Raw genomic sequence first — 18,489 nt, 5'->3', positions numbered from 1 at the left:
ACCCCGGGCACTCGGCTTCTCCCGTCCCTGCCGCGTCTTCAAGCCTTGACGGATCCGAGCGGCCTTCGGCCCGACTGTGACGCCTCTGTCCAGGCCTCACTCCCTTTGGGTGGCCGGTCAACACGGGCCTGGTGGAGACCAGTTGAAGAAAACACTGTCACGGGACTTGCCACCTTGATGGTTCATTACTTAAATCAAATCGTGAACTAAGAGAGCCGCTCGGTCAGTTCACGTTCATCCCTTCGCAAGCAGCTGTGTCCACAGCTGCTCAACAGGTGTGTCCGCTCCGCTCGTCACCCCACCCGCATGGAGTCACGGCATGAAACTCAGAACCCTGGGTGTCGCGCTGGCCGCAATGGCCGCGCTCATCACCCTGCCCTTGCAGAGACCGGCCGCCGCGGCCGATCTCCCGCTGTCCCAGGGCAAGACGGCAACGTCCTCCTCGGACGAGAACGGCGGCACTCCCGCCGCCTACGCCGTCGACGGCGACACCGCCACCCGGTGGTCCTCGGCCGCCACGGACACCCAGTGGCTCCAGGTCGACCTCGGTGCCTCGGCCACGATCACCAAGGTCGTCCTCAACTGGGAGGCCGCGTACGGCAGCGACTACCGCATCCAGACGTCCCCGGACGGCAGTACCTGGACCGACGTCAAGACAGTGACCGGCGGCGACGGGGGCACCGACAGCCTCGACGTGTCGGGCCAGGGCCGCTACGTGCGGATGTACGGCGTCCACCGCGCGACCCAATACGGCTACTCCCTCTGGGAGTTCCAGGTGTTCGGCACCAGCGGCACCACCACCCCCGCGACCTGTGGCACGGCCAACGCGGCGCAGGGGAAGACGGCCACCGCCTCCACCACCGAGAACGCGGCCAGCCCGGCCTCCGCCGCCTTCGACGGCGACACGACGACGCGCTGGTCCAGCACCTTCGCCGACCCGCAGTGGGTCCAGGTCGACCTGGGTACGACCAGCGACCTGTGCCGGATCGACCTCAACTGGGAGGCCGCGTACGGCAAGGCCTTCCAGATCCAGGCCTCGACGGACGGCCAGAACTGGACCACCCTCAAGACCGTCACCGACGGCACCGGGGGCACGGCGTCCTACGACGTCTCCGGCCAGGGCCGTTACGTACGGATCTACGGGACGACCCGCGGCACCGCGTACGGGTACTCCCTGTGGGAGGTCGCCGTCCACACCGGTACCGGAAGCGGCACCCCGCCGGTGCAGGGCGGTGGTGACCTCGGGCCCAACGTCATCGTCGTGGACCCCTCGACGCCCGACCTGCAGGCCAAGTTCGACCAGGTCTTCGCCCAGCAGGAGTCGAACCAGTTCGGTTCCGGCCGCTACCAGTTCCTGATGAAGCCCGGCACCTACAACGGCATCAACGCCCAACTCGGCTTCTACACCTCGATCTCGGGCCTCGGCCTCAACCCCGACGACACCCACATCAACGGCGACATCACCGTGGACGCGGGCTGGTTCAACGGCAACGCCACCCAGAACTTCTGGCGTTCGGCGGAGAACCTGTCGATCACGCCTTCCAACGGCACCGACCGCTGGGCGGTGGCACAGGCCGCCCCCTTCCGCCGCATCCACGTCCAGGGCGGCCTCAACCTCGCCCCGGCGGGCTACGGTTGGGCCTCCGGCGGCTACATCGCCGACTCGAAGATCGACGGCACGGTCGGCCCGTACTCGCAGCAGCAGTGGTACACCCGTGACAGCTCCGTCGGAGGCTGGACCAACGGCGTCTGGAACATGACCTTCACGGGTGTCCAGGGAGCACCGGCGACGAACTTCGACTCCGGCCCGTACACCACCCTGGACACCACCCCGGTCTCCCGCGAGAAGCCCTTCCTCTACATGGACGGCAGCACCTACAAGGTGTTCGTGCCCTCCAAGCGGACCAACGCCCGCGGCGTCTCGTGGCCCAACACGGCCGGCACGTCGATCCCGCTCGACCAGTTCTACGTCGTCAAGGCCGGCGCGACCGCGGCCACCATCAACGCGGCCCTCGCCCAGGGCCTCAACCTGCTGTTCACCCCGGGTGTCTACCACCTCGACCAGACCATCAACGTGACCCGGGCCAACACCGTCGTCCTCGGTCTCGGCCTCGCGACCATCGTGCCGGACAACGGCATCGACGCCATGCATGTCGCGGACGTCGACGGAGTCAGGCTCGCCGGATTCCTCATCGACGCCGGCCGCTCCAACTCCGACACCCTGCTCCAGATCGGCCCGTCGGGCTCCTCGGCCGACCACTCCGCCAACCCCACCACCATGCAGGACGTGTTCGTGCGCATCGGCGGCGCGGGCCCCGGCCTCGCCACCAACTCGGTCGTGGTCAACAGCGACGACGTCGTGATCGACCACACCTGGCTCTGGAGAGCCGACCACGGTGACGGGGTCGGCTGGGACACCAACCGCGCCGACTACGGCCTCGTGGTCAACGGTGACGACGTCCTGGCGACCGGCCTGTTCGTCGAACACTTCAACAAGTACGACGTGTTGTGGAACGGCGAGAACGGACGCACGATCTTCTTCCAGAACGAGAAGGCGTACGACGTGCCCAACGCCGCCGCCATCACCCACGACGGCATCGTCGGATACGCGGCGTACAAGGTCGCCGACTCCGTCGCCGTGCACGAGGCATGGGGTCTGGGAAGCTACTGCAACTTCACCACGGACCCGACGATCGTCCAGGCGCACGGCTTCCAGGTCCCGGTGAAGACAGGGGTCAAGATGCACGACATCCTGGTGATCTCCCTGGGTGGCAAGGGCCAGTACGCCCACGTCATCAACAACACCGGCGCACCCACCTCGGGGACGGACACCGTTCCGTCGAAGGTCACACAGTTCCCGTGACCCTGAACGCCGCCGACTGACAGGCGCGCGGGTGCCGGTGCTCCACCCTCTCCTGGGGGAGCACCGGCACCCGCGCGCCGTTCGCGTCGTGTACCGGACAAGGACGCGTGCCGCGCCCCTGGCGCCCGCTCAGGCGGCGTGATGACCCGAGCGAGCGCCCAGCGCGGCCTCCGCCGTGTCGAGGGGCAGGTCGTGAGCCCGGGGCGTTTCCTGGTCGGGCGGACCCGCCGGTTCCACCAGGGCGGCGTGAACGAGGAGACGACGAGCCAGTTCACGTGCCTCGGCGGGGGTGAGCGAGGCCCACACCCCGTGTTCGTCGCCCTGGTCGGGGCCCACGTCCAGGGTCACGCGGCCGATCAGCCGGCCCGGCGTGGGCACCCGCAGCTCCTTCACGGAGATCCTGCGGCCGCAGGAAGTCACCAGGGGCGACTCGCCCGCCCCGGTCCCCCGCGGTCGTCGCTGTCCGGACGCCATCATCGCTCTCACGCCTTTCCACGAGCAGCTCCACCGCCCGGTCCCGGCACGAGGACGAACCTTGTGCGCGGGCACCGGCCGCACTGTCCGGATCAGCGTCACGCGATACCGGTTTGTTCCCGGCCTCCGGTCGTCCCGCACTCCGACGACCGGTCGCGCCGAGCCGCCGGCCGGCGCCGTGCCGTCCCGAACGCGCCGCGGACTCCAGGGCTTTGACGGAACCGGACTGTCCGGGCGCGCCGGGGGAGGGGAGGGACCGGACAGCCGTGGGCCCGGTGATCGCCCGGGTCAGCGGCGGGCGGAACTCTTGGTGCGCAGGGCACCCAGGCGCTCCAGGAGCAGACCCTCCCGGGTGGACCAGGGGGAGATCTCCACGCTCGTGGCCCGGCAGGCCTCCATCAGCGCCTCCGCGACCAGCGCGCCGGCCAGGGACTGTCCGGCCCGGTGACGTGAGATCCCGGGCAGCCGGCCGCGGCCCGCGGACCCGTTCCGGGCCAGCACGTCCACCGCGGCCCGTACCTCGTCGAGGGTGAGGCGCTGCACGGCCCGGGAGCGGTCGCGGCCGGCGGTCGTGTAGCGGGCGAGCTGTGTGAAGGTCTTGGAACAGGCCAGCACCCGCCCGTCCGGCTCGGCCCGCGGCAGGGCGGACACCTCGGCCAGGCGGTCGCTGAGATGGTCGCGCACCTCGGCGAGCCGCCGCTTCGAGGACACGGCCTCGTCGAGTCTCCAGTCGCGGGTGACCGTCCGGGCTCCCAGCGGCAGGGAGAGGACGGTACGCGGCTGCTTGGCCGTGCCGGACGCGATCTCGACGGTGCCACCGCCGATGTCGAGCACCAGCAGGGAACCGCTTCGCGCGCCGGCCCAGTGGCGTGCGGCCACATAGGCCAGCCGGGCCTCCTCCTCGCCCGACAGCACCCGCAGCCGGGTTCCGGTGGCGCTGGCCACCTGGGCGAGGACCTCCTCGCGGTTGGGCGCGTCGCGAATCACCGATGTGGCGAACGCGTACACCTCCGGCAAGGACTCCCGGTCCTCGGCGAGGGTTTCGGCCACGGCCAGCTGCACACTGCGTACGCCTGCCTTGTCCAGCCTGCCCGTGGCGTCGAGCGTCTCGTGCAACTGGAGCCGTACCTTGCGGGACAGCACCTGCTCCATGTCGATCCCGGCGCGGCGGCGCGCCACGGTGAGCAACGCGCTGTGGCACCCGACGTCCAGTACACCTGCCTGCCGCACTGTGTTAACCACCCGTTTCCCTGCCGGAAGAGATCTGCGAACTCGCCATTGTCCCGCAGACGGCCCGATGTGGGGCGACACGATTTCGTTTCGGCTCTTCAGGCGTCTGCCGGGGACGGCGCGGCGATGCCGCGCGGCCGAACCGACGGCTCCTTCGGGCGGGTTGCCGTGGACCGCGCCGTGGGCGCCGGTGCCAGGGCCCGGCGTCAGCCGGCGGAGCCGCTCACGTCACTGTCCGGCTCGTCGGTCAGCGTCACCACGGCGGTGATCCGTTTGCCGACGGGTTCCCGGTGCACCTCGAAGGCCTGGCACACGGCCATGACGATTTCCAGCCCGTGCTGGCCGACGCGGCCCGCGTCGGCGGCGCGTGCCACCGGAAGGGTCGGGTCGGAATCCCAGACGGTCGCCCGTACGGCGCCCCGCTCCACCTGGAGCGACAACAGGCAGGGTCCGCCCGCGTACTTGACCGCGTTCGTCACCAGTTCGCTGACGACCAGCGGGACCATCCCCATCACCCGTCCGGAGACGGGCAGCCCGGCGACCGCCTGCACCCTCGTCAGGAAGTCACGGGTGAACGCCCGCGCCTCGGCGATGCACGCGGAGTCACCGTCGTACGCCACGGACGCCTCGATCAGTGCACCCCGCTGTTCCTGCTGTCCCGCTTCGCTCACCGGTTGGCCCATACGATCCGTCCTGCGCTCACCCTCTCCGACGTTCGGCGTATGCCCCGGAAATCCGGCTTCACTCCACCCGGCCGCGCAATGTTCCGCCGGGCACGGCGCCGGGTCCCGGCGAGGTCAGACGTCGGCGACCGTCACGGCGACGGGGGTCCCGGCCTCGACCGTTCGGCTGACCGTGCAGAGCCGGTCGTGGGAGGTCCTGACGGCCCGGGGGAGGATCGCGCGGGCCCGGTCGCCGGACTCGCCGTCCGGGAACGACACGGAGAACGTGACCGCGAGGTCGGTCATCCGGTTTCCGGAGGCGTCGCCGACCTTGTCGCCGGTCACGCTCACCGTGAACCGCGTGGGCTCCGCGTGGCGGCTGGTCGCGACATCGACATCGGCCGCGGAGCAGCCCCCGATGGCGGCGAGCAGCAACTCGACCGGGGTGAACGCGTCCTCGGCGCCGGGTCCGGAACCGGTCCCGAAGGCGATGGTCCCGCCCCGCGCGTTCGTCGCGGTGAAATGCCCGGTGCCGGTCCGCTCGACGGTGACGTGGCGCAGGTTGTCGTCGGTCATACCGCCGACCCTAGGACCTGTCCGGGCCCCGCGCCGCGCGGCCCGCCCCGGACGCGCCCTCGCCGGTGCGCCGGCCCGCTGCCACGCCGGCCCTGTCGTCCGCGCCCGTACGCATGCCTCGGTCGCCGACGGCGGAGTACGCGTAGCCGTGTGCGGGCTCGGGGACTCAGTCGGGCGGGTTCGGGCGGACGACACCGAGGTCGTAGGCGAGGATGACGGCCTGGACGCGGTCCCGGACGCCCACCTTCGACAGGACGCGGCCGACGTGGGTCTTGACCGTGGATTCCGCGACGACCAGCCGCTCGGCGATCTCGCTGTTGCTCCAGCCCTCGCCGATGGCGACGAAGATCTCGTACTCCCGCTCGGTGAGGGCGTTGACGCGGGGGTCGTCCTGGGGTCTGCCGGTCGTCGGATCGTTGGGCAGATGCTTGGCGTAGGCGTCCAGGAGACGGCGGGTCAGCGCGGGCGCGATGACCGCGTCGCCCGCGGCGACCGCGCGGATACCCGCGAGCAGTTCCTCCGGATGGGCGTCCTTGAGGAGGAACCCGCTGGCTCCCGCGCGCAGTGCCGCGTAGGCGTATTCGTCCAGGTCGAACGTGGTCAGGATCAGGACGCGGGAGCGGCCACCGGACGCGACGACCCGGCGGGTGGCCTCGATGCCGTCCATGCCGGGCATCCGTACGTCCATCAGGATGACGTCGGGGCGGAGCTCGGCCGCCCGCCGGACGGCGTCGCCGCCGTGGGACGCCTCGCCGACGACTTCGGTGTCCGGCGTGCTCTCCAGGAGCATGCGAAAGCCGAGGCGTTGCAGCGGCTGGTCGTCGACGATGAGCACGCTCGTCACGCCGCACCGCCCGCGGCGGCCGACGGAGCGAGATCGGTCCCGGCGGGCGGCGTGAGATCGAGGGTCGCCCGAAGGGTCCAGCCGCCGTCGGAGGCGGGTCCCGCGACGACTGTCCCGTTGTAGAGGGCCGCGCGTTCTCTCATGCCGGGGATTCCGTGTCCTTCGTCGTCGTGCGGCCGGGAGCGGGCGGTGCCGGTGCCCGGGCCGGTGTCGTGGACGTCGATGTGCAGGAGGTTGTCCGCGACGCCCACCGCGAGATCGACGCGGGTCTCGGGGCCCCCGTGCTTGAGGGCGTTGGTGAGGGCCTCCTGGACGATGCGGTAGACGGCCAGTTGGACTCCTCGGTCCAGGGTGCCCAGTTCGCCGCTGCTGCGGTGGACGACCCGCGGGCCGGCGGCCCGTATCCGCCCGCACAGGCCGTCGATGTCCCCGATGCCCGGCTGGGGGCTCAGCTCGGGCGTGGCGGGAGTCTGGGTCTGCTCGCGCAGGACGCCGAGCATGCGGCGCAGTTCGCCGAGCGCCTGCCGCCCGGTGTCGCCGATGAGCAGCAGGGCCTGCTTGCCGCGTTCCGGCGCGAGGTCGGTCGCGTACGCGCCGCCGTCGGCGAGGGTGATGATGACGGAGAGGTTGTGACCGACGATGTCGTGCATCTCGCGGGCCACGCGGGTGCGTTCCGCGGCGGCTGCCAGCTTGCTGCGCTGGTCGCGTTCGACCTCCAGGCGGGTCGCGCGGTCCCGCAGCACGGCGAGCTGACCGCGCCGGATCCGTACGGCCAGTCCGAGCGCGACGGCGGCGGTTATGGTGCTGAACAGGAAGAACAGCGCGTCCAGTACATGTACGTCGGACGGCAGCCGCACGGCGACCAGGCCCAGCGCGCCGGCCGTGACCGCGCAGGCCGCCGGGAGCCGGCGCAGCTCTCCGTGCAGCACCAGGCTGTAGAGGGCGATCAGCACGGCGACGTCGGCGCGCAGCCAGACGCCCAGCGCGAGCTGGAGGATGAACACCGCGGTGATCACGGCGAAGGCGAGGGACGGCCTTCGGCGCCGCCACAGCAGGGGCAGGACGAGTCCGGCCTGCAGCGCGAGGGTCCCCGGCCAGGGCAGGTGGGTGAACTGGGTGTCGAATCCGTGGTGGCGGCCGTCCTCGTCGTGCACCAGGTCCGGCACGCAGAACAGCAGCGCCACGACAGCCGTCACCGCCGCGTCGAGGATCCACGGCCTTCTGCGGTCCCCCTGCTTGAGCCGGCGGCCGAGACGGGACAGGGCGCGGGCCAGCGGGTGGTTCCACGGCAGCTCGGCCTCCGCGAAGGGCGGGTCGACCGCCGCCCGCGTGACGGTGTCGTCGATGTTCATGGGAGTCACTGGTCCGCGCTCATGGGTCTCACCTGTCCATTGTGGGTCCGGCCGCGTCCTCGCACGCGCCTCCTCGTGCCCGCGTACGGGCCTGACCCCGCAGGTCCGTCGTGGTGCCGGTGGCCGGACGGCACGACACCGGACCGGGTGTTCCGGTCGGTGCCGTGCCGGTCGGGCGGGGTGGTGCCGGGTGGATCAGGCGTCCGAGCGCACGAGACGGTAGGCGGCGCCCGCCAGCGCGAGCACGGTCCAGCCGAGGAAGACCACGAGCCCGGCGGTGGGCGACAGCGTGGTCGAGTCGTGGGTCAGCGCGAACATCGACTCGCCCGCGTTGCTCGGCAGGTAGGGGCTGATGTTGTCCTGCCACGAGCTGGGCAGCAGCGAGATCAGACCGGGCACCAGCATCAGCGAGGCGACCAGGACCGAGATGCCACCGGCGACCGAGCGGAGCAGGGCGCCCAGGGCGGTGCCGATCACTCCGACCAGGCCGAGGTAGAGGCCGGCGCCCAGCAGGCTCCGGACCACGCCGGAGTGGGACATGGTCAGTGCCGCGGGCGTGCCCGAGACGATGCCGCTGTCGATCGTGAACGCGACGAAGACACCGACGGTGGAGACGACGAGCGCGACCAGGCCGAACACCGAGGCCTTGGACCACAGCACCGGCAGGCGGCGCGGTACGGCGGCCAGCGTGGAACGGATCATGCCGGTGGAGTACTCACCGGCGGTGATCAGGACGCCCAGCACGCCGAGGGCGAGCTGCGCGAAGTTCGTGCCGAACACGGAGAGGCTGAGCGCGGTGGCCGCGACGTCGTCGCGGTGCATCGGACGGCCGGAGTTGAGCTCGGACTTGTAGTGCGCGGCGGCGATCACGCCGAACGCGACGAGGAACAGCAGGCCGAGACCGAGGGTGATCCAGGTGGAGCGCAGCGACCACAGCTTCGCCCACTCGGAGCGCAGCACACGGCGGCCGGTGACCTTGTACGTCGGACGGGCCGCCCGCGCCGGTGCCGGTGCGGGGCTGTCGGTGACGGTGACGGTGCTCATGCCGCCCTCCCAGGGGCCTCGACGGTGGCGCTGGCGTGGTACTCGACAGCGTCGCGGGTCAGATCCATGAACGCCTCTTCGAGGGAGACGGTCCGGGAGCTGAGCTCGAACAGCGGGATGCCGTGCTCGGCGGCCTTGAGACCGATCGCGCGCGCGGTCAGACCCGTCACCTGGAGCTCTTCGGATCCGGCCGCACCGGTGATCTCGACGTCGGGGCCGGCCAGCACCTCGCGCAGCCGGGCCGCCTGGTCGGTCGCCACGGTGACCGTGTCGCCGCCGGACTGCTGGATCAGCTCCCGCACGGTGGTGTCCGCCAGCAGACGCCCGCGTCCTACGACGATCAGGTGATCGGCGACCAGCGCCATCTCGCTCATCAGGTGCGAGGAGACGAAGACGGTACGCCCGTCCGCCGCGAGCCCGGTCAGCAGATTGCGGATCCACAGCACGCCCTCGGGGTCCAGTCCGTTGACCGGTTCGTCGAGCATGATGGTGGCCGGGTCGCCGAGGAGTGCCGCGGCGATGCCCAGGCGCTGGCCCATGCCGAGCGAGAAGGCGCCCGCGCGCTTCTTGGCCACCGTCTGGAGGCCCGTCAGCTCGATGACCTCCTCCACCCGGCGGCGCGGAATGCCGTGGGTGTAGGCCTGCGCCATGAGGTGGTCGAACGCGGACCGGCCCGGGTGGATCGACTTGGCCTCCAGCAGCGCGCCGACCTCCTGGAGCGGGGCGGTGTGCTGGGCGTAGTGCTTGCCGTTGACCGTGACGCTGCCGCCGGACGGCGCGTCCAGTCCGACGATCATGCGCATGGTCGTGGACTTGCCCGCGCCGTTCGGGCCCAGGAAGCCGGTGACGGTACCGGGCTTCACGACGAAGTCCAGCTGGTCCACCGCCGTCTTCTCCCCGTACCGCTTCGTCAGCTGATGTGCCTCGATCATCGATGTTCCCTTACGTTCGGGGGCAGGCCCCCCACCTGACTGCTCACCCTCAACGCTAGGAGACCATCGCGCCGGATCCGTGGCACCTGAGAGCCGGCTTGCCGCGGGGCCCGTAGTACCGCGGTATCACTCGGGTCGGGCGCTCGGATGACAGGCCCGGGAGCAGGGGGCGGCGACACCCCGCGCCCGGGAACCGAGGGCGGCGACACCCCGGCGAAATGGCAGGGCTGACAATTGACAGACCCGGCGCCAATGGTGAGGGTGTCACCATGCCAGAGAGAACCGAGAGTCCCGGTCTGCGGGAGCGGAAGAAGGACGAGACCCGGCGCGGACTGCGGGAGGCGGCCGGGCGGCTCTTCGCCGAGCACGGGTTCGCGCAGACGACGGTGGCCGACATCGCCGCGGAGGCGAACGTGTCGGAGCGGACCTTCTTCCGCTACTTCGACAGCAAGGAAGCCCTGCTGCTCCCCGACGGGATCGAGCTCTTCGCGCGCATAGAGGAAGCCTTTCTGGCCCGGCCGGACAGCGACACCCCGCTCGAAGCGGCCTGCGGTGCCATCACGGACGCGGTGTCCTACTTCGCCGCGAGCAGCCTGACCGCGCTGGCCCATCCGCTCGACGAGATCCGCGAGCAGGCGCGCGAGGGACTGTCGCGGCAGTTCCAGCAGTTCGAGGCGCGCCTCACCGAACTCGTCCTGGAACGCCTCCCGGAGCAGGCACCGGACGCCGATCTGCGTGCCGCCGTGATCGCCAACTGCGCGCTGTCGGCCGCGCGCGCCGTCCTGCGTACCCTGCGCAACCGCCGTACGGCCGGAGTTCCCGTGGAACCCGACCGACTGCTCCCACGGGCCTTCACCTTCCTGACCACGATCGGAGCCACCACCTCGTGAGCCGTCGCCGCCGCGTCACCCTCACCGCGATATGCCTGACCGCCGCTGTGGCGGGAGCCGCGACCGCCGACCTCGTCGTGGAGCACCGGGTACGGCACCGGGTCGCGGAGACCGCCCAGTGCCGTCTCGGCGCGGCCAAGGGGGTGCGGGTCGACCTCGACGACACCCTGGCCGGACTGGAGGCGCTCACCGGCACGGTCGGGGCCGTCGACATCAGCGCCGACGGGGTGCGCCGCCAGGGCACCGACATGGACGTCGACGTCCACCTGCGTGACGTGTCCACCGGCGGCGCCACGTCCGGTGGGACCGCCACCGCCACCATCGCCTACCCCGCCCTGGACAGGACCGTCGGCGCGCGGGGCGGCTCCGGCGCCGGCGTGAGCGGGCTGAAGACGGGCACGGACGGCAGTCGTCTCACCCTCACGGGCGCGGCCGGCGGTGCCGGGATGCCCGTCACGGTGGTGACGGACCTGTCCACCACGGCCCACAGCCTCACCATCACCCCCGCCGACGTCCAGATCCTCGGCCGCGAACTGCCGGTGTCGGCGCTCTCCGCGCTTCCGGGGGCCGCGGGCTTCGCGGACAAGCTGAAGCCGCGCACCATCGACATCCGCAAACTCCCGGACGGTGCCACGCTCGTCGGCGCCCACCCCGGGAGCGACGGTCTCGTCCTGGACTTCAAGGTGGCGTCCCGCGGTCCCCGGCAGGCCCTGGCGACGGCGAAAGCGGCTTCCGCCTGCGCTTCCGGACGGGGGCAGGCCGACAGCTGACCGCCGGCACGCCGTTCCGGCGTGCGGGGCCTGCCGTTCGGGCGGGCGCCTCGCCCCGTACGGGGGACGGACGAGGATCAGGGGAAAGTGGCATGACTGACAATTGACGGCCCTGCCATCTTCCCGGTTAAGTTGTGGCAGTCCTGTCACTTCCTTGGAGGCGCAGTGTCCCTTCCCCCTGCCCCCAGTCCGTCGGTCCTGTACCGCACGGGCGCCTTCTGCGCCCGGCATCCCGTGTGGGTGATCGCCGGTTGGCTACTGGTCCTCGCGGCCGCGTTCGCGGGCCGGCAGGCGGTCGGGGCGACCTTCGGCGACGAGGTCACCCTCCCCGGCAGCCAGGTGAGCACCGGCGCTGACCTGCTGAAGAGGTCCGACCCGGCGGCGGGCGCGCCCAGCGGGAAGATCGTCTTCCATGTCGGCTCCGGGAAGGTGTCCGACCGTGAGGCCGGGCTGGCGAAGACACTCGACCGCCTCAAGGGTCTGCCCCATGTCACCGCCGTCGCCGCTCCCGTGACCAGCACCGACGGCGCGACCGCCTACACCGCGGTGTCCTTCGACCGCAAGCTCAAGTCCCTCGGCCACGCCTACACCGAGCGGCTCGACGAGGCGACCGCCCCCGCCAGGGACGCCGGGATCGGCGTCGGCTACGGCGGCGACCTGCACGAGATCGTGCGCGCCCCCGCCAATGACGCCGCCAGCGAGGCCATCGGCATCAGCGCGGCGCTGATCGTGCTGCTGCTCGCCTTCGGCAGCGTCGCCGCGGCCCTCATGCCGCTGGTCACCGCCCTGATCAGCGTCGGTGTCGGCCTCGGGGTGGTCGGCATCGTGGCCGGGACCCTCACCTTCGCCACCTCGGCACCCACGCTGGCCACGATGATCGGGCTGGGCGTGGGCATCGACTACGCGCTCTTCCTGATCACACGGTTCCGCCAGTACCTGATCGACGGGCACGATCCCGAAACGGCCGTCGGCCGCACCACGGCCGTCAGCGGTAAGGCCGTTCTGGTCGCCGCCGTCACCGTCGCCGTGGCGCTGCTCAGCCTGTACGCCTGCGGTCTGACCATGATCGGACGGCTCGGCCTCGCCGCCACCATCGCCGTGGTCGTCACCGCCGTCGCGGCGCTCACCCTGGTGCCCGCGTCCATGGGCCTGGTGGGCCGCCGGATCGACGTGCTGCGCGTCCGCCGCCGGCCGGTCGCCGAGAGCTCCGGGGACCGCGACGGATGGCACCGCTACGCGCGCCTGGTCGCCCGGCGCCCTTGGACGTTCTTCACCGCCGGATTCGCCCTCGTCGCGCTCTGCGCGGTCCCGCTCTTCTCGATGCGTCTCGGGCACATCGACGACGGCGCCGATCCGGCGGGCAGCACCACGCGCCACGCCTACGACTGGATGGCCGACGCCGGCGGCCCCGGTTTCGGACCGGGTGCCAACGGACCCTTCACCCTGGTCGTCGACCTCGACCGCGCGACCGTGTCCGCCGACCGGGTCGCGGGCCTGCTCACCGACGGCCTCACGAAGACGGAGGGCGTCGCCCACGTCACATCACCGCGGCCCAGCCGGGACGGCAAGGTCCTCGTCGCCACCGTCGTCCCCGCCACCGGCCCCCAGTCGGCCGGGACGGGCACCCTCTTCGCCACCCTCACCGACCACACCTTGCCCGCCACCCTCAAGGGCACCGGCGCGACGGGCCATCTGACCGGCAGCACCGCGGGCCAGCTCGAATTCCGCGACACCGTCACCGAACGCCTGCCCCTCATCATCGGCATCGTGCTGGTCGCCGCGTTCGTGCTGCTGGCACTCGTCTTCCGCAGCCTGGTGATCCCCCTCAAGGCGGTCGTCCTGAACCTGCTCACGACCGGGGCGTCGTACGGCGTTCTGGTCGCCGTCTTCCAGTGGGGCTGGGGCGACGGGCTCCTCGGCATGGGCGAGCCCGTCCCCATCGAGTCGTACGTCCCGATGATGATGTTCGCCATCGTCTTCGGGCTCTCGATGGACTACGAGATCTTCCTGCTCTCCCGTATCGCCGAGGAATGGCACGCGACCCATGACAACGAGCGGGCGGTCGGCACCGGTCTCTCGCTCACCGGGCGGGTCATCACCTGCGCCGCGCTGATCATGACGGCCGTGTTCCTGTCCTTCACCGGCTCCCCGGCCGTCGTGGTGAAGATGCTCGCGCTCGGCCTCGCCATCAGCGTCGTCCTCGACGCCACCGTCGTACGCCTTGTTCTCGTGCCCTCGCTGATGTTCCTGATGGGACGCGCCAACTGGTGGCTGCCGCGACGGCTGGACCGCCGGATGCCGCACCTGACCGTGTAGCGCGGGCGGACCCGGCCGACGGCGCGGCGGCGGTGGCTGCGTCGCCGGCCGGGAGACGCCGATGTCGGGTCATACCGTGGAGGTCGTTATCATCCGATAGAGGCCTTTTCTTATATTTCTTTCATTGGGCGGCTCTTCTCCCGGGGTGGTCGATGTCCCGCAAGCCCTCGACGGGCGACGACGACGAGCTGCTGGCCCGGCTCGGGTCGCTGACCGCCCAGGCGCGTGAACGCGCGGAGTTCCAGCGTTCGCAGGTCGAACTGGCCATCGAGCTGCAACGCGGCATGCTTCCGGGCGACATGCCGTCCGCCCCGGGATTCGACGTGGCCGTCCAGTACGCGCCCGCCTGCTACGGCCTCAACGTGGGCGGGGACTGGTACGACGCCTTCACCCTGCCCGACGGGCGGATCGGCCTGTCCATAGGCGACGTGCAGGGCCACAACATCGAGGCCGCCGCGTTCATGGGTCAGGTGAGAGTCGGTCTGCGGGCGCTCGCCTCCGTCACGAGCGACCCCGGGGAGCTCCTCGCCCGGACCAACGACCTCATCCTGTCCATCGGCGCCGACCTCTTCGCGACCTGCACCTTCATGCGCCTCGACCCGGCCACCGGCGTGATCGAGAGCGCGCGGGCCGGGCACATACCCTGCGTCTGGGCGACGGCCGACGGGAAGTCCGGCATCACCGAGGACGAAGGCGGCCCGCCGCTCGGCATCGAGGCCGGGATGCAGTACCCGGTGACCCGGCAGCGGCTCACCACCGGCGGGGTCTTCGTCCTGCTGACGGACGGCGTCGTCGAGGGTCCTGCGATGAGCGTCGACGAGGGGCTCGACCAGGTCGTACGGCTCGCCGGAATCGCCGCCGTCGCGGGCCTGTCGGCCGGTGCGCTGGCCGCCGCGGTGATCAGGGGCGCCGAGCGGGTGGGACACGAGGACGACGCGGCCGTACTCGTGGTCGGCCACGGAGTCCCCTCCGTCCGCCCCCGGCAAGCGTCCACGGCCGCCCACTAGGACCCCTCCACAGTCCGGGCTCACGACCCCGCCCACCGCCCGACCCGGGCACGTATCGGCATCAGGAATGGCCCCGTCCGCCGACCTCGGGCACTGGTCCCGTCCTTCGGCCTCGGGCACTGGCCCCGTCCTCCGTCCGGTCTGGGGGCGCCCGGCGTCCGGGATCGGCCCCCCCCCGCGCGTCGGGCCTGGGGCCCGTCCGCCGTCGGCCTCCGGCGCCGACCCCGCCTGCCGTCGGGTCTGGGGGCGCGTCCACCGTCCGAGCGCAAGGCGCCCGCCCACCGTCCGACCCTGGGCCCGCCCACCGTCCGAGCGCAAGGCGCCCGCCCGCTGTCCGGCCCGGGGCTGCGCCCGCCGTCCGACCGCAAGGCGCGCGCCCGCCGTCTGGCCCGGGGCCGTGCCCGCCGTCCGGCCAGGGCCCGTGCCCGCCGTCTGGCCCGGGGCCGTGCCCGCCGTCCGGCCAGGGGCCGTGCCCGCCGTCCGGCCAGGGGCCCCGCCCGTCGTCCGGCCCGGGGCCCCGCCCGCCGTCCGGTCCGCCCTGAGGCCCGTCGATCGCGGGCCCAGGGAAGCGCGCCCGGGCCCCGGGCGGCGCGCCGCTCGCCTCGCCGACACGACCCCGGCGGTGTCTGATGGCTCTGTGGTGGCTACACACGAGCTGCGCCGACCGGCTGTCGTCGCTCTTCAGACGCTGGGGATCGCCGCCTGCTACTACGGGGCAGGGCGGCTGGGACTCCTGCGGCGGCTCTCCGTCGAGGGAGCGGTGTTCACACCCATCTGGCCGCCCACCGGTGTGGCCGTGGCCGCCCTGCTGATCCTGGGGATCAGATCGTGGCTCGGGATCGCGATCGGGGCCCTTCTGGTGGTCCTGTCCCTCTCCTCGTTCACCTCGTTCCAGCCCTCCGCCATCGGCATCGTCGTGGGCAACACCGTCGCCCCGATCTGCGCCTACCTCCTGCTGCGCGGGGTGCGCTTCCGCACCGATCTCAGCCGTCTGCGCGACGGCCTCGCCCTGGTGTTCCTGGCCGCCCTGGGCAGCATGATGATCAGCGCGTCCGCGGATGTCGGCCTGCTGGTACTCACGGACAAACTCACCGCGGACGGATTCTGGGCGGTCTGGCTGGCGTGGTGGGTGGGGGACGCGATGGGAGTCCTGATCGTCACGCCCGTCATCCTGATGCTGTACGCCGCACGCGCGCCGGTGCCCCTGACCCGGTGGAAGGAGGCCGCCGTACTCCTCGTCGCGGTCTGTGCCATGGTGCCGATCGCCACCCGCAGCTCCATCAGCCTGCTGTTCCTCATCTACCCCCTGCTGATCTGGGCGGCGCTGCGGTTCGAGCTCCCGGGCAGCCTGGCGTGCGCCCTCCTCGCCTCCGTCATGGCCACGGTGTCGGCCACGGACGAGGTCGGCCCGTTCGACCGGATGAGCCACACCGAGATCATGATCAAGCTGCAGGCATTCAACGGGACCATGGCCCTGACGGCGCTGCTCCTGTCCGCGGTGATCACCGAACAGCGCAACACCAGACGCTCGGTGGAACTGGCCTGCCAGGAGCTGGTGCAGGTCCTGGAACACCTGACCGCAGGGAATCCCTCGCCCAGACCGCCTCCCGCGGGCGAGGACGGCCTGACCGACGGCGGGCCGCTCCGCTGAACGGGCGTGGCCCGTCGCCGCCTTCAGCCGTCGTGCCCGTACCGTGCCGCCGCGGGGCCCGGTGGGGAAGGATGGGACCACCAGCGAAGAACCACCGATGTGGAGGTGCGGGCACATGCAGCACGAGCGAGCGGGCCGTCCGGCCGGTCCCGAGGACCTCGTCGACGTAGCCCGGTTGGTCACCGCGTACTACGCGCTCCACCCCGACCCGGCCGAACCCGGCCAGCGCGTCTCCTTCGGTACGTCCGGACACCGTGGTTCGTCACTGGCGACCGCGTTCAACGAGGACCACATCGCCGCGACGAGCCAGGCCATCTGCGAGTACCGCGCCGGACAGGGCGTCGACGGCCCGCTCTTCCTGGGCGCGGACAGCCACGCGCTCTCGGAGCCGGCGAAGGTGACCGCCCTGGAGGTGTTCGCGGCCAACGACGTGACGGTGCTCCTCGACAGCGCGGACGGCTACACGCCCACTCCGGCGGTGTCGCACGCCATCCTCACGTACAACCGCGGACGGTCCTCGGGCCTCGCGGACGGTGTGGTGGTCACGCCCTCCCACAACCCGCCGCCGGACGGCGGCTTCAAGTACAACCCGCCGAACGGCGGTCCGGCGGGCTCGGAGGCGACCTCCTGGATCCAGGACCGGGCCAACGAGCTCATCAGGGACGGCCTCAAGGGCGTACGGCGCGTGACCTGGGCCAGGGCGCTCGCGGCCCCCGGCACCGGTCGCCACGACTTCCTCGGCGCCTACGTGGCCGATCTGCCGCAGGTGCTGGACCTGGACGCGATCCGCTCGGCCGGGGTCCGGATCGGCGCCGATCCGCTGGGCGGGGCCTCGGTCGCCTACTGGGGGCGCATCGCCGAGCAGCACGCGCTCGACCTGACCGTGGTCAACCCGCTCACCGATCCGACCTGGCGTTTCATGACGCTGGACTGGGACGGCAAGATCCGCATGGACTGCTCGTCGCCCTACGCGATGGCCTCGCTCATCGAGCGGCGCGACCGTTTCCAGATCTCCACGGGAAACGACGCCGACGCCGACCGGCACGGGATCGTCACCCCGGACGCGGGACTCATGAACCCCAACCACTATCTCGCCGCCGCCATCGGCTACCTGTACTCCCACCGGGATCGGTGGCCCGCGGACACAGGCATCGGCAAGACGCTGGTGTCGTCGGGAATGATCGACCGGGTCGCCGCCGACCTCGGCCGTCGGTTGGTCGAGGTGCCCGTCGGGTTCAAGTGGTTCGTGGACGGGCTGGTCGACGGGTCCATCGGGTTCGGCGGTGAGGAGTCGGCGGGCGCCTCCTTCCTGCGCCGTGACGGCTCGGTGTGGACCACCGACAAGGACGGCATCATCCTGGCCCTGCTGGCCTCCGAGATCACGGCGGTGACCGGAAAGACGCCCTCCGAGCACTACGCCGGACTCACCGCGCGCTTCGGCGAACCCGCCTACGAGCGCATCGACGCCCCGGCGTCCCGCGACGAGAAGGCCCTCCTCGCCAAGCTCTCGCCCGCTCAGATCACCGCGGACACCCTCGCGGGGGAAACGGTCACCGAGGTCCTCACCGAGGCCCCGGGCAACGGTGCGCCCATCGGCGGTATCAAGGTGACCACCGAGAACGCCTGGTTCGCGGCCCGCCCGTCGGGCACCGAGGACGTCTACAAGATCTACGCGGAGTCGTTCCGCGGGACCGATCACCTGCGCCAGGTGCAGGAAGAGGCGAAGGCGGTGGTCTCTGCGGCACTGTCCGGCTGAGACCGCACCGGCGGGCCCGGCAGGCCCGGCAGGCCCGGCAGGCCCGGCCCGGCCCCGCCCCGCCATGCGGAGAAGTGGGTGGATGGATCGACAGCGGTGCGGCACGGGGCGCGGTGCCGCGA

At 71.6% G+C, this 18,489-nt stretch carries 15 protein-coding genes; 7 read left to right on the top strand and 8 right to left on the bottom strand.

Annotation, left to right across the window (positions count from 1 at the left end):
• Positions 1–319: 319 nt before the first annotated feature.
• On the top strand, positions 320–2,863 hold the full coding sequence (locus OHT01_RS04560; protein ID WP_328551813.1) for a discoidin domain-containing protein: 2,544 nt from the start codon (positions 320–322) through the stop codon (positions 2,861–2,863).
• A 129-nt stretch (positions 2,864–2,992) separates the two neighbouring features.
• On the opposite strand, the gene OHT01_RS04555 is transcribed toward OHT01_RS04560, so the two are convergent.
• From OHT01_RS04555 to OHT01_RS04520, 8 genes are all read right to left on the bottom strand, one after another.
• Complete coding sequence (locus OHT01_RS04555; protein WP_328551812.1) at positions 2,993–3,241, bottom strand: hypothetical protein; 249 nt, start codon at positions 3,239–3,241, stop codon at positions 2,993–2,995.
• A 384-nt stretch (positions 3,242–3,625) separates the two neighbouring features.
• Complete coding sequence (locus tag OHT01_RS04550) at positions 3,626–4,579, bottom strand: Ppx/GppA phosphatase family protein (protein ID WP_328551811.1); 954 nt, start codon at positions 4,577–4,579, stop codon at positions 3,626–3,628.
• Between the two features lie 194 nt (positions 4,580–4,773).
• Positions 4,774–5,250 (bottom strand): ATP-binding protein, encoded by a 477-nt coding sequence (locus OHT01_RS04545; protein WP_328551810.1) that lies wholly within the window; start codon positions 5,248–5,250, stop codon positions 4,774–4,776.
• Positions 5,251–5,364: 114 nt separating this feature from the next.
• Positions 5,365–5,805, bottom strand: coding sequence for an OsmC family protein (locus OHT01_RS04540; protein ID WP_328551809.1), 441 nt, complete (start codon positions 5,803–5,805; stop codon positions 5,365–5,367).
• 166 nt (positions 5,806–5,971) lie between these two features.
• Complete coding sequence (locus tag OHT01_RS04535; protein ID WP_328551808.1) at positions 5,972–6,649, bottom strand: response regulator transcription factor; 678 nt, start codon at positions 6,647–6,649, stop codon at positions 5,972–5,974.
• Positions 6,646–8,001 (bottom strand): sensor histidine kinase, encoded by a 1,356-nt coding sequence (locus OHT01_RS04530; RefSeq protein WP_328551807.1) that lies wholly within the window; start codon positions 7,999–8,001, stop codon positions 6,646–6,648. The genes OHT01_RS04535 and OHT01_RS04530 overlap by 4 nt, the downstream gene beginning before the upstream one ends.
• A 195-nt stretch (positions 8,002–8,196) precedes the next feature.
• Positions 8,197–9,045 (bottom strand): ABC transporter permease, encoded by an 849-nt coding sequence (locus tag OHT01_RS04525; protein ID WP_328551806.1) that lies wholly within the window; start codon positions 9,043–9,045, stop codon positions 8,197–8,199.
• Entirely contained in the window at positions 9,042–9,977 is a 936-nt protein-coding gene (locus tag OHT01_RS04520; protein ID WP_328551805.1) for an ABC transporter ATP-binding protein, read from the bottom strand. Before OHT01_RS04520 ends, OHT01_RS04525 begins: the two co-directional genes overlap by 4 nt.
• Before the next feature lie 269 nt (positions 9,978–10,246).
• Between OHT01_RS04520 and OHT01_RS04515 the strand changes: the two genes are divergently transcribed.
• The 6 genes from OHT01_RS04515 (at position 10,247) to pgm (ending at position 18,367) form a co-directional block, all read left to right on the top strand.
• Positions 10,247–10,867, top strand: a complete 621-nt coding sequence (locus OHT01_RS04515) for a TetR/AcrR family transcriptional regulator (RefSeq protein ID WP_328551804.1) — start codon at positions 10,247–10,249, stop codon at positions 10,865–10,867.
• Positions 10,864–11,637: an LmeA family phospholipid-binding protein gene (locus OHT01_RS04510; protein ID WP_328551803.1), complete on the top strand. Its 774-nt coding sequence runs from the start codon at positions 10,864–10,866 to the stop codon at positions 11,635–11,637. The genes OHT01_RS04515 and OHT01_RS04510 overlap by 4 nt, the downstream gene beginning before the upstream one ends.
• A 165-nt stretch (positions 11,638–11,802) precedes the next feature.
• A complete protein-coding gene (locus OHT01_RS04505) occupies positions 11,803–13,953 on the top strand; it encodes an MMPL family transporter (RefSeq protein WP_328551802.1) in 2,151 nt (716 codons plus the stop codon).
• A gap of 152 nt (positions 13,954–14,105) precedes the next feature.
• A complete protein-coding gene (locus OHT01_RS04500; protein WP_328551801.1) occupies positions 14,106–14,960 on the top strand; it encodes a PP2C family protein-serine/threonine phosphatase in 855 nt (284 codons plus the stop codon).
• A gap of 637 nt (positions 14,961–15,597) precedes the next feature.
• The gene (locus tag OHT01_RS04495) at positions 15,598–16,611 is read left to right on the top strand and encodes an MASE1 domain-containing protein (RefSeq protein ID WP_328551800.1); all 1,014 of its coding nucleotides are present in this window, start codon (positions 15,598–15,600) and stop codon (positions 16,609–16,611) included.
• Between the two features lie 115 nt (positions 16,612–16,726).
• Positions 16,727–18,367, top strand: a complete 1,641-nt coding sequence (gene pgm, locus OHT01_RS04490) for a phosphoglucomutase (alpha-D-glucose-1,6-bisphosphate-dependent) (RefSeq protein ID WP_328551799.1) — start codon at positions 16,727–16,729, stop codon at positions 18,365–18,367.
• Positions 18,368–18,489 lie beyond the last annotated feature (122 nt).

This window comes from Streptomyces sp. NBC_00358 (genome assembly GCF_036099295.1).
In the GTDB taxonomy this organism is placed as follows: Bacteria; Actinomycetota; Actinomycetes; order Streptomycetales; family Streptomycetaceae; genus Streptomyces.
Note: the sequence above shows the minus strand (reverse complement) of the source record. Positions and strands in the feature narration are given on the sequence as shown.

What these genes read in the sequence shown, in the direction of transcription:
- OHT01_RS04500 (WP_328551801.1), top strand. Translation starts at nt 14,106, where the DNA reads ATGTCCCGCAAGCCCTCGACGGGCGACGACGACGAGCTGCTGGCCCGG.
- OHT01_RS04560 (WP_328551813.1), top strand. Translation starts at nt 320, where the DNA reads ATGAAACTCAGAACCCTGGGTGTCGCGCTGGCCGCAATGGCCGCGCTC.
- OHT01_RS04545 (WP_328551810.1), bottom strand. Translation starts at nt 5,250, where the DNA reads ATGGGCCAACCGGTGAGCGAAGCGGGACAGCAGGAACAGCGGGGTGCA.
- OHT01_RS04540 (WP_328551809.1), bottom strand. Translation starts at nt 5,805, where the DNA reads ATGACCGACGACAACCTGCGCCACGTCACCGTCGAGCGGACCGGCACC.
- OHT01_RS04515 (WP_328551804.1), top strand. Translation starts at nt 10,247, where the DNA reads ATGCCAGAGAGAACCGAGAGTCCCGGTCTGCGGGAGCGGAAGAAGGAC.
- OHT01_RS04530 (WP_328551807.1), bottom strand. Translation starts at nt 8,001, where the DNA reads ATGAACATCGACGACACCGTCACGCGGGCGGCGGTCGACCCGCCCTTC.
- pgm (WP_328551799.1), top strand. Translation starts at nt 16,727, where the DNA reads ATGCAGCACGAGCGAGCGGGCCGTCCGGCCGGTCCCGAGGACCTCGTC.
- OHT01_RS04520 (WP_328551805.1), bottom strand. Translation starts at nt 9,977, where the DNA reads ATGATCGAGGCACATCAGCTGACGAAGCGGTACGGGGAGAAGACGGCG.
- OHT01_RS04525 (WP_328551806.1), bottom strand. Translation starts at nt 9,045, where the DNA reads ATGAGCACCGTCACCGTCACCGACAGCCCCGCACCGGCACCGGCGCGG.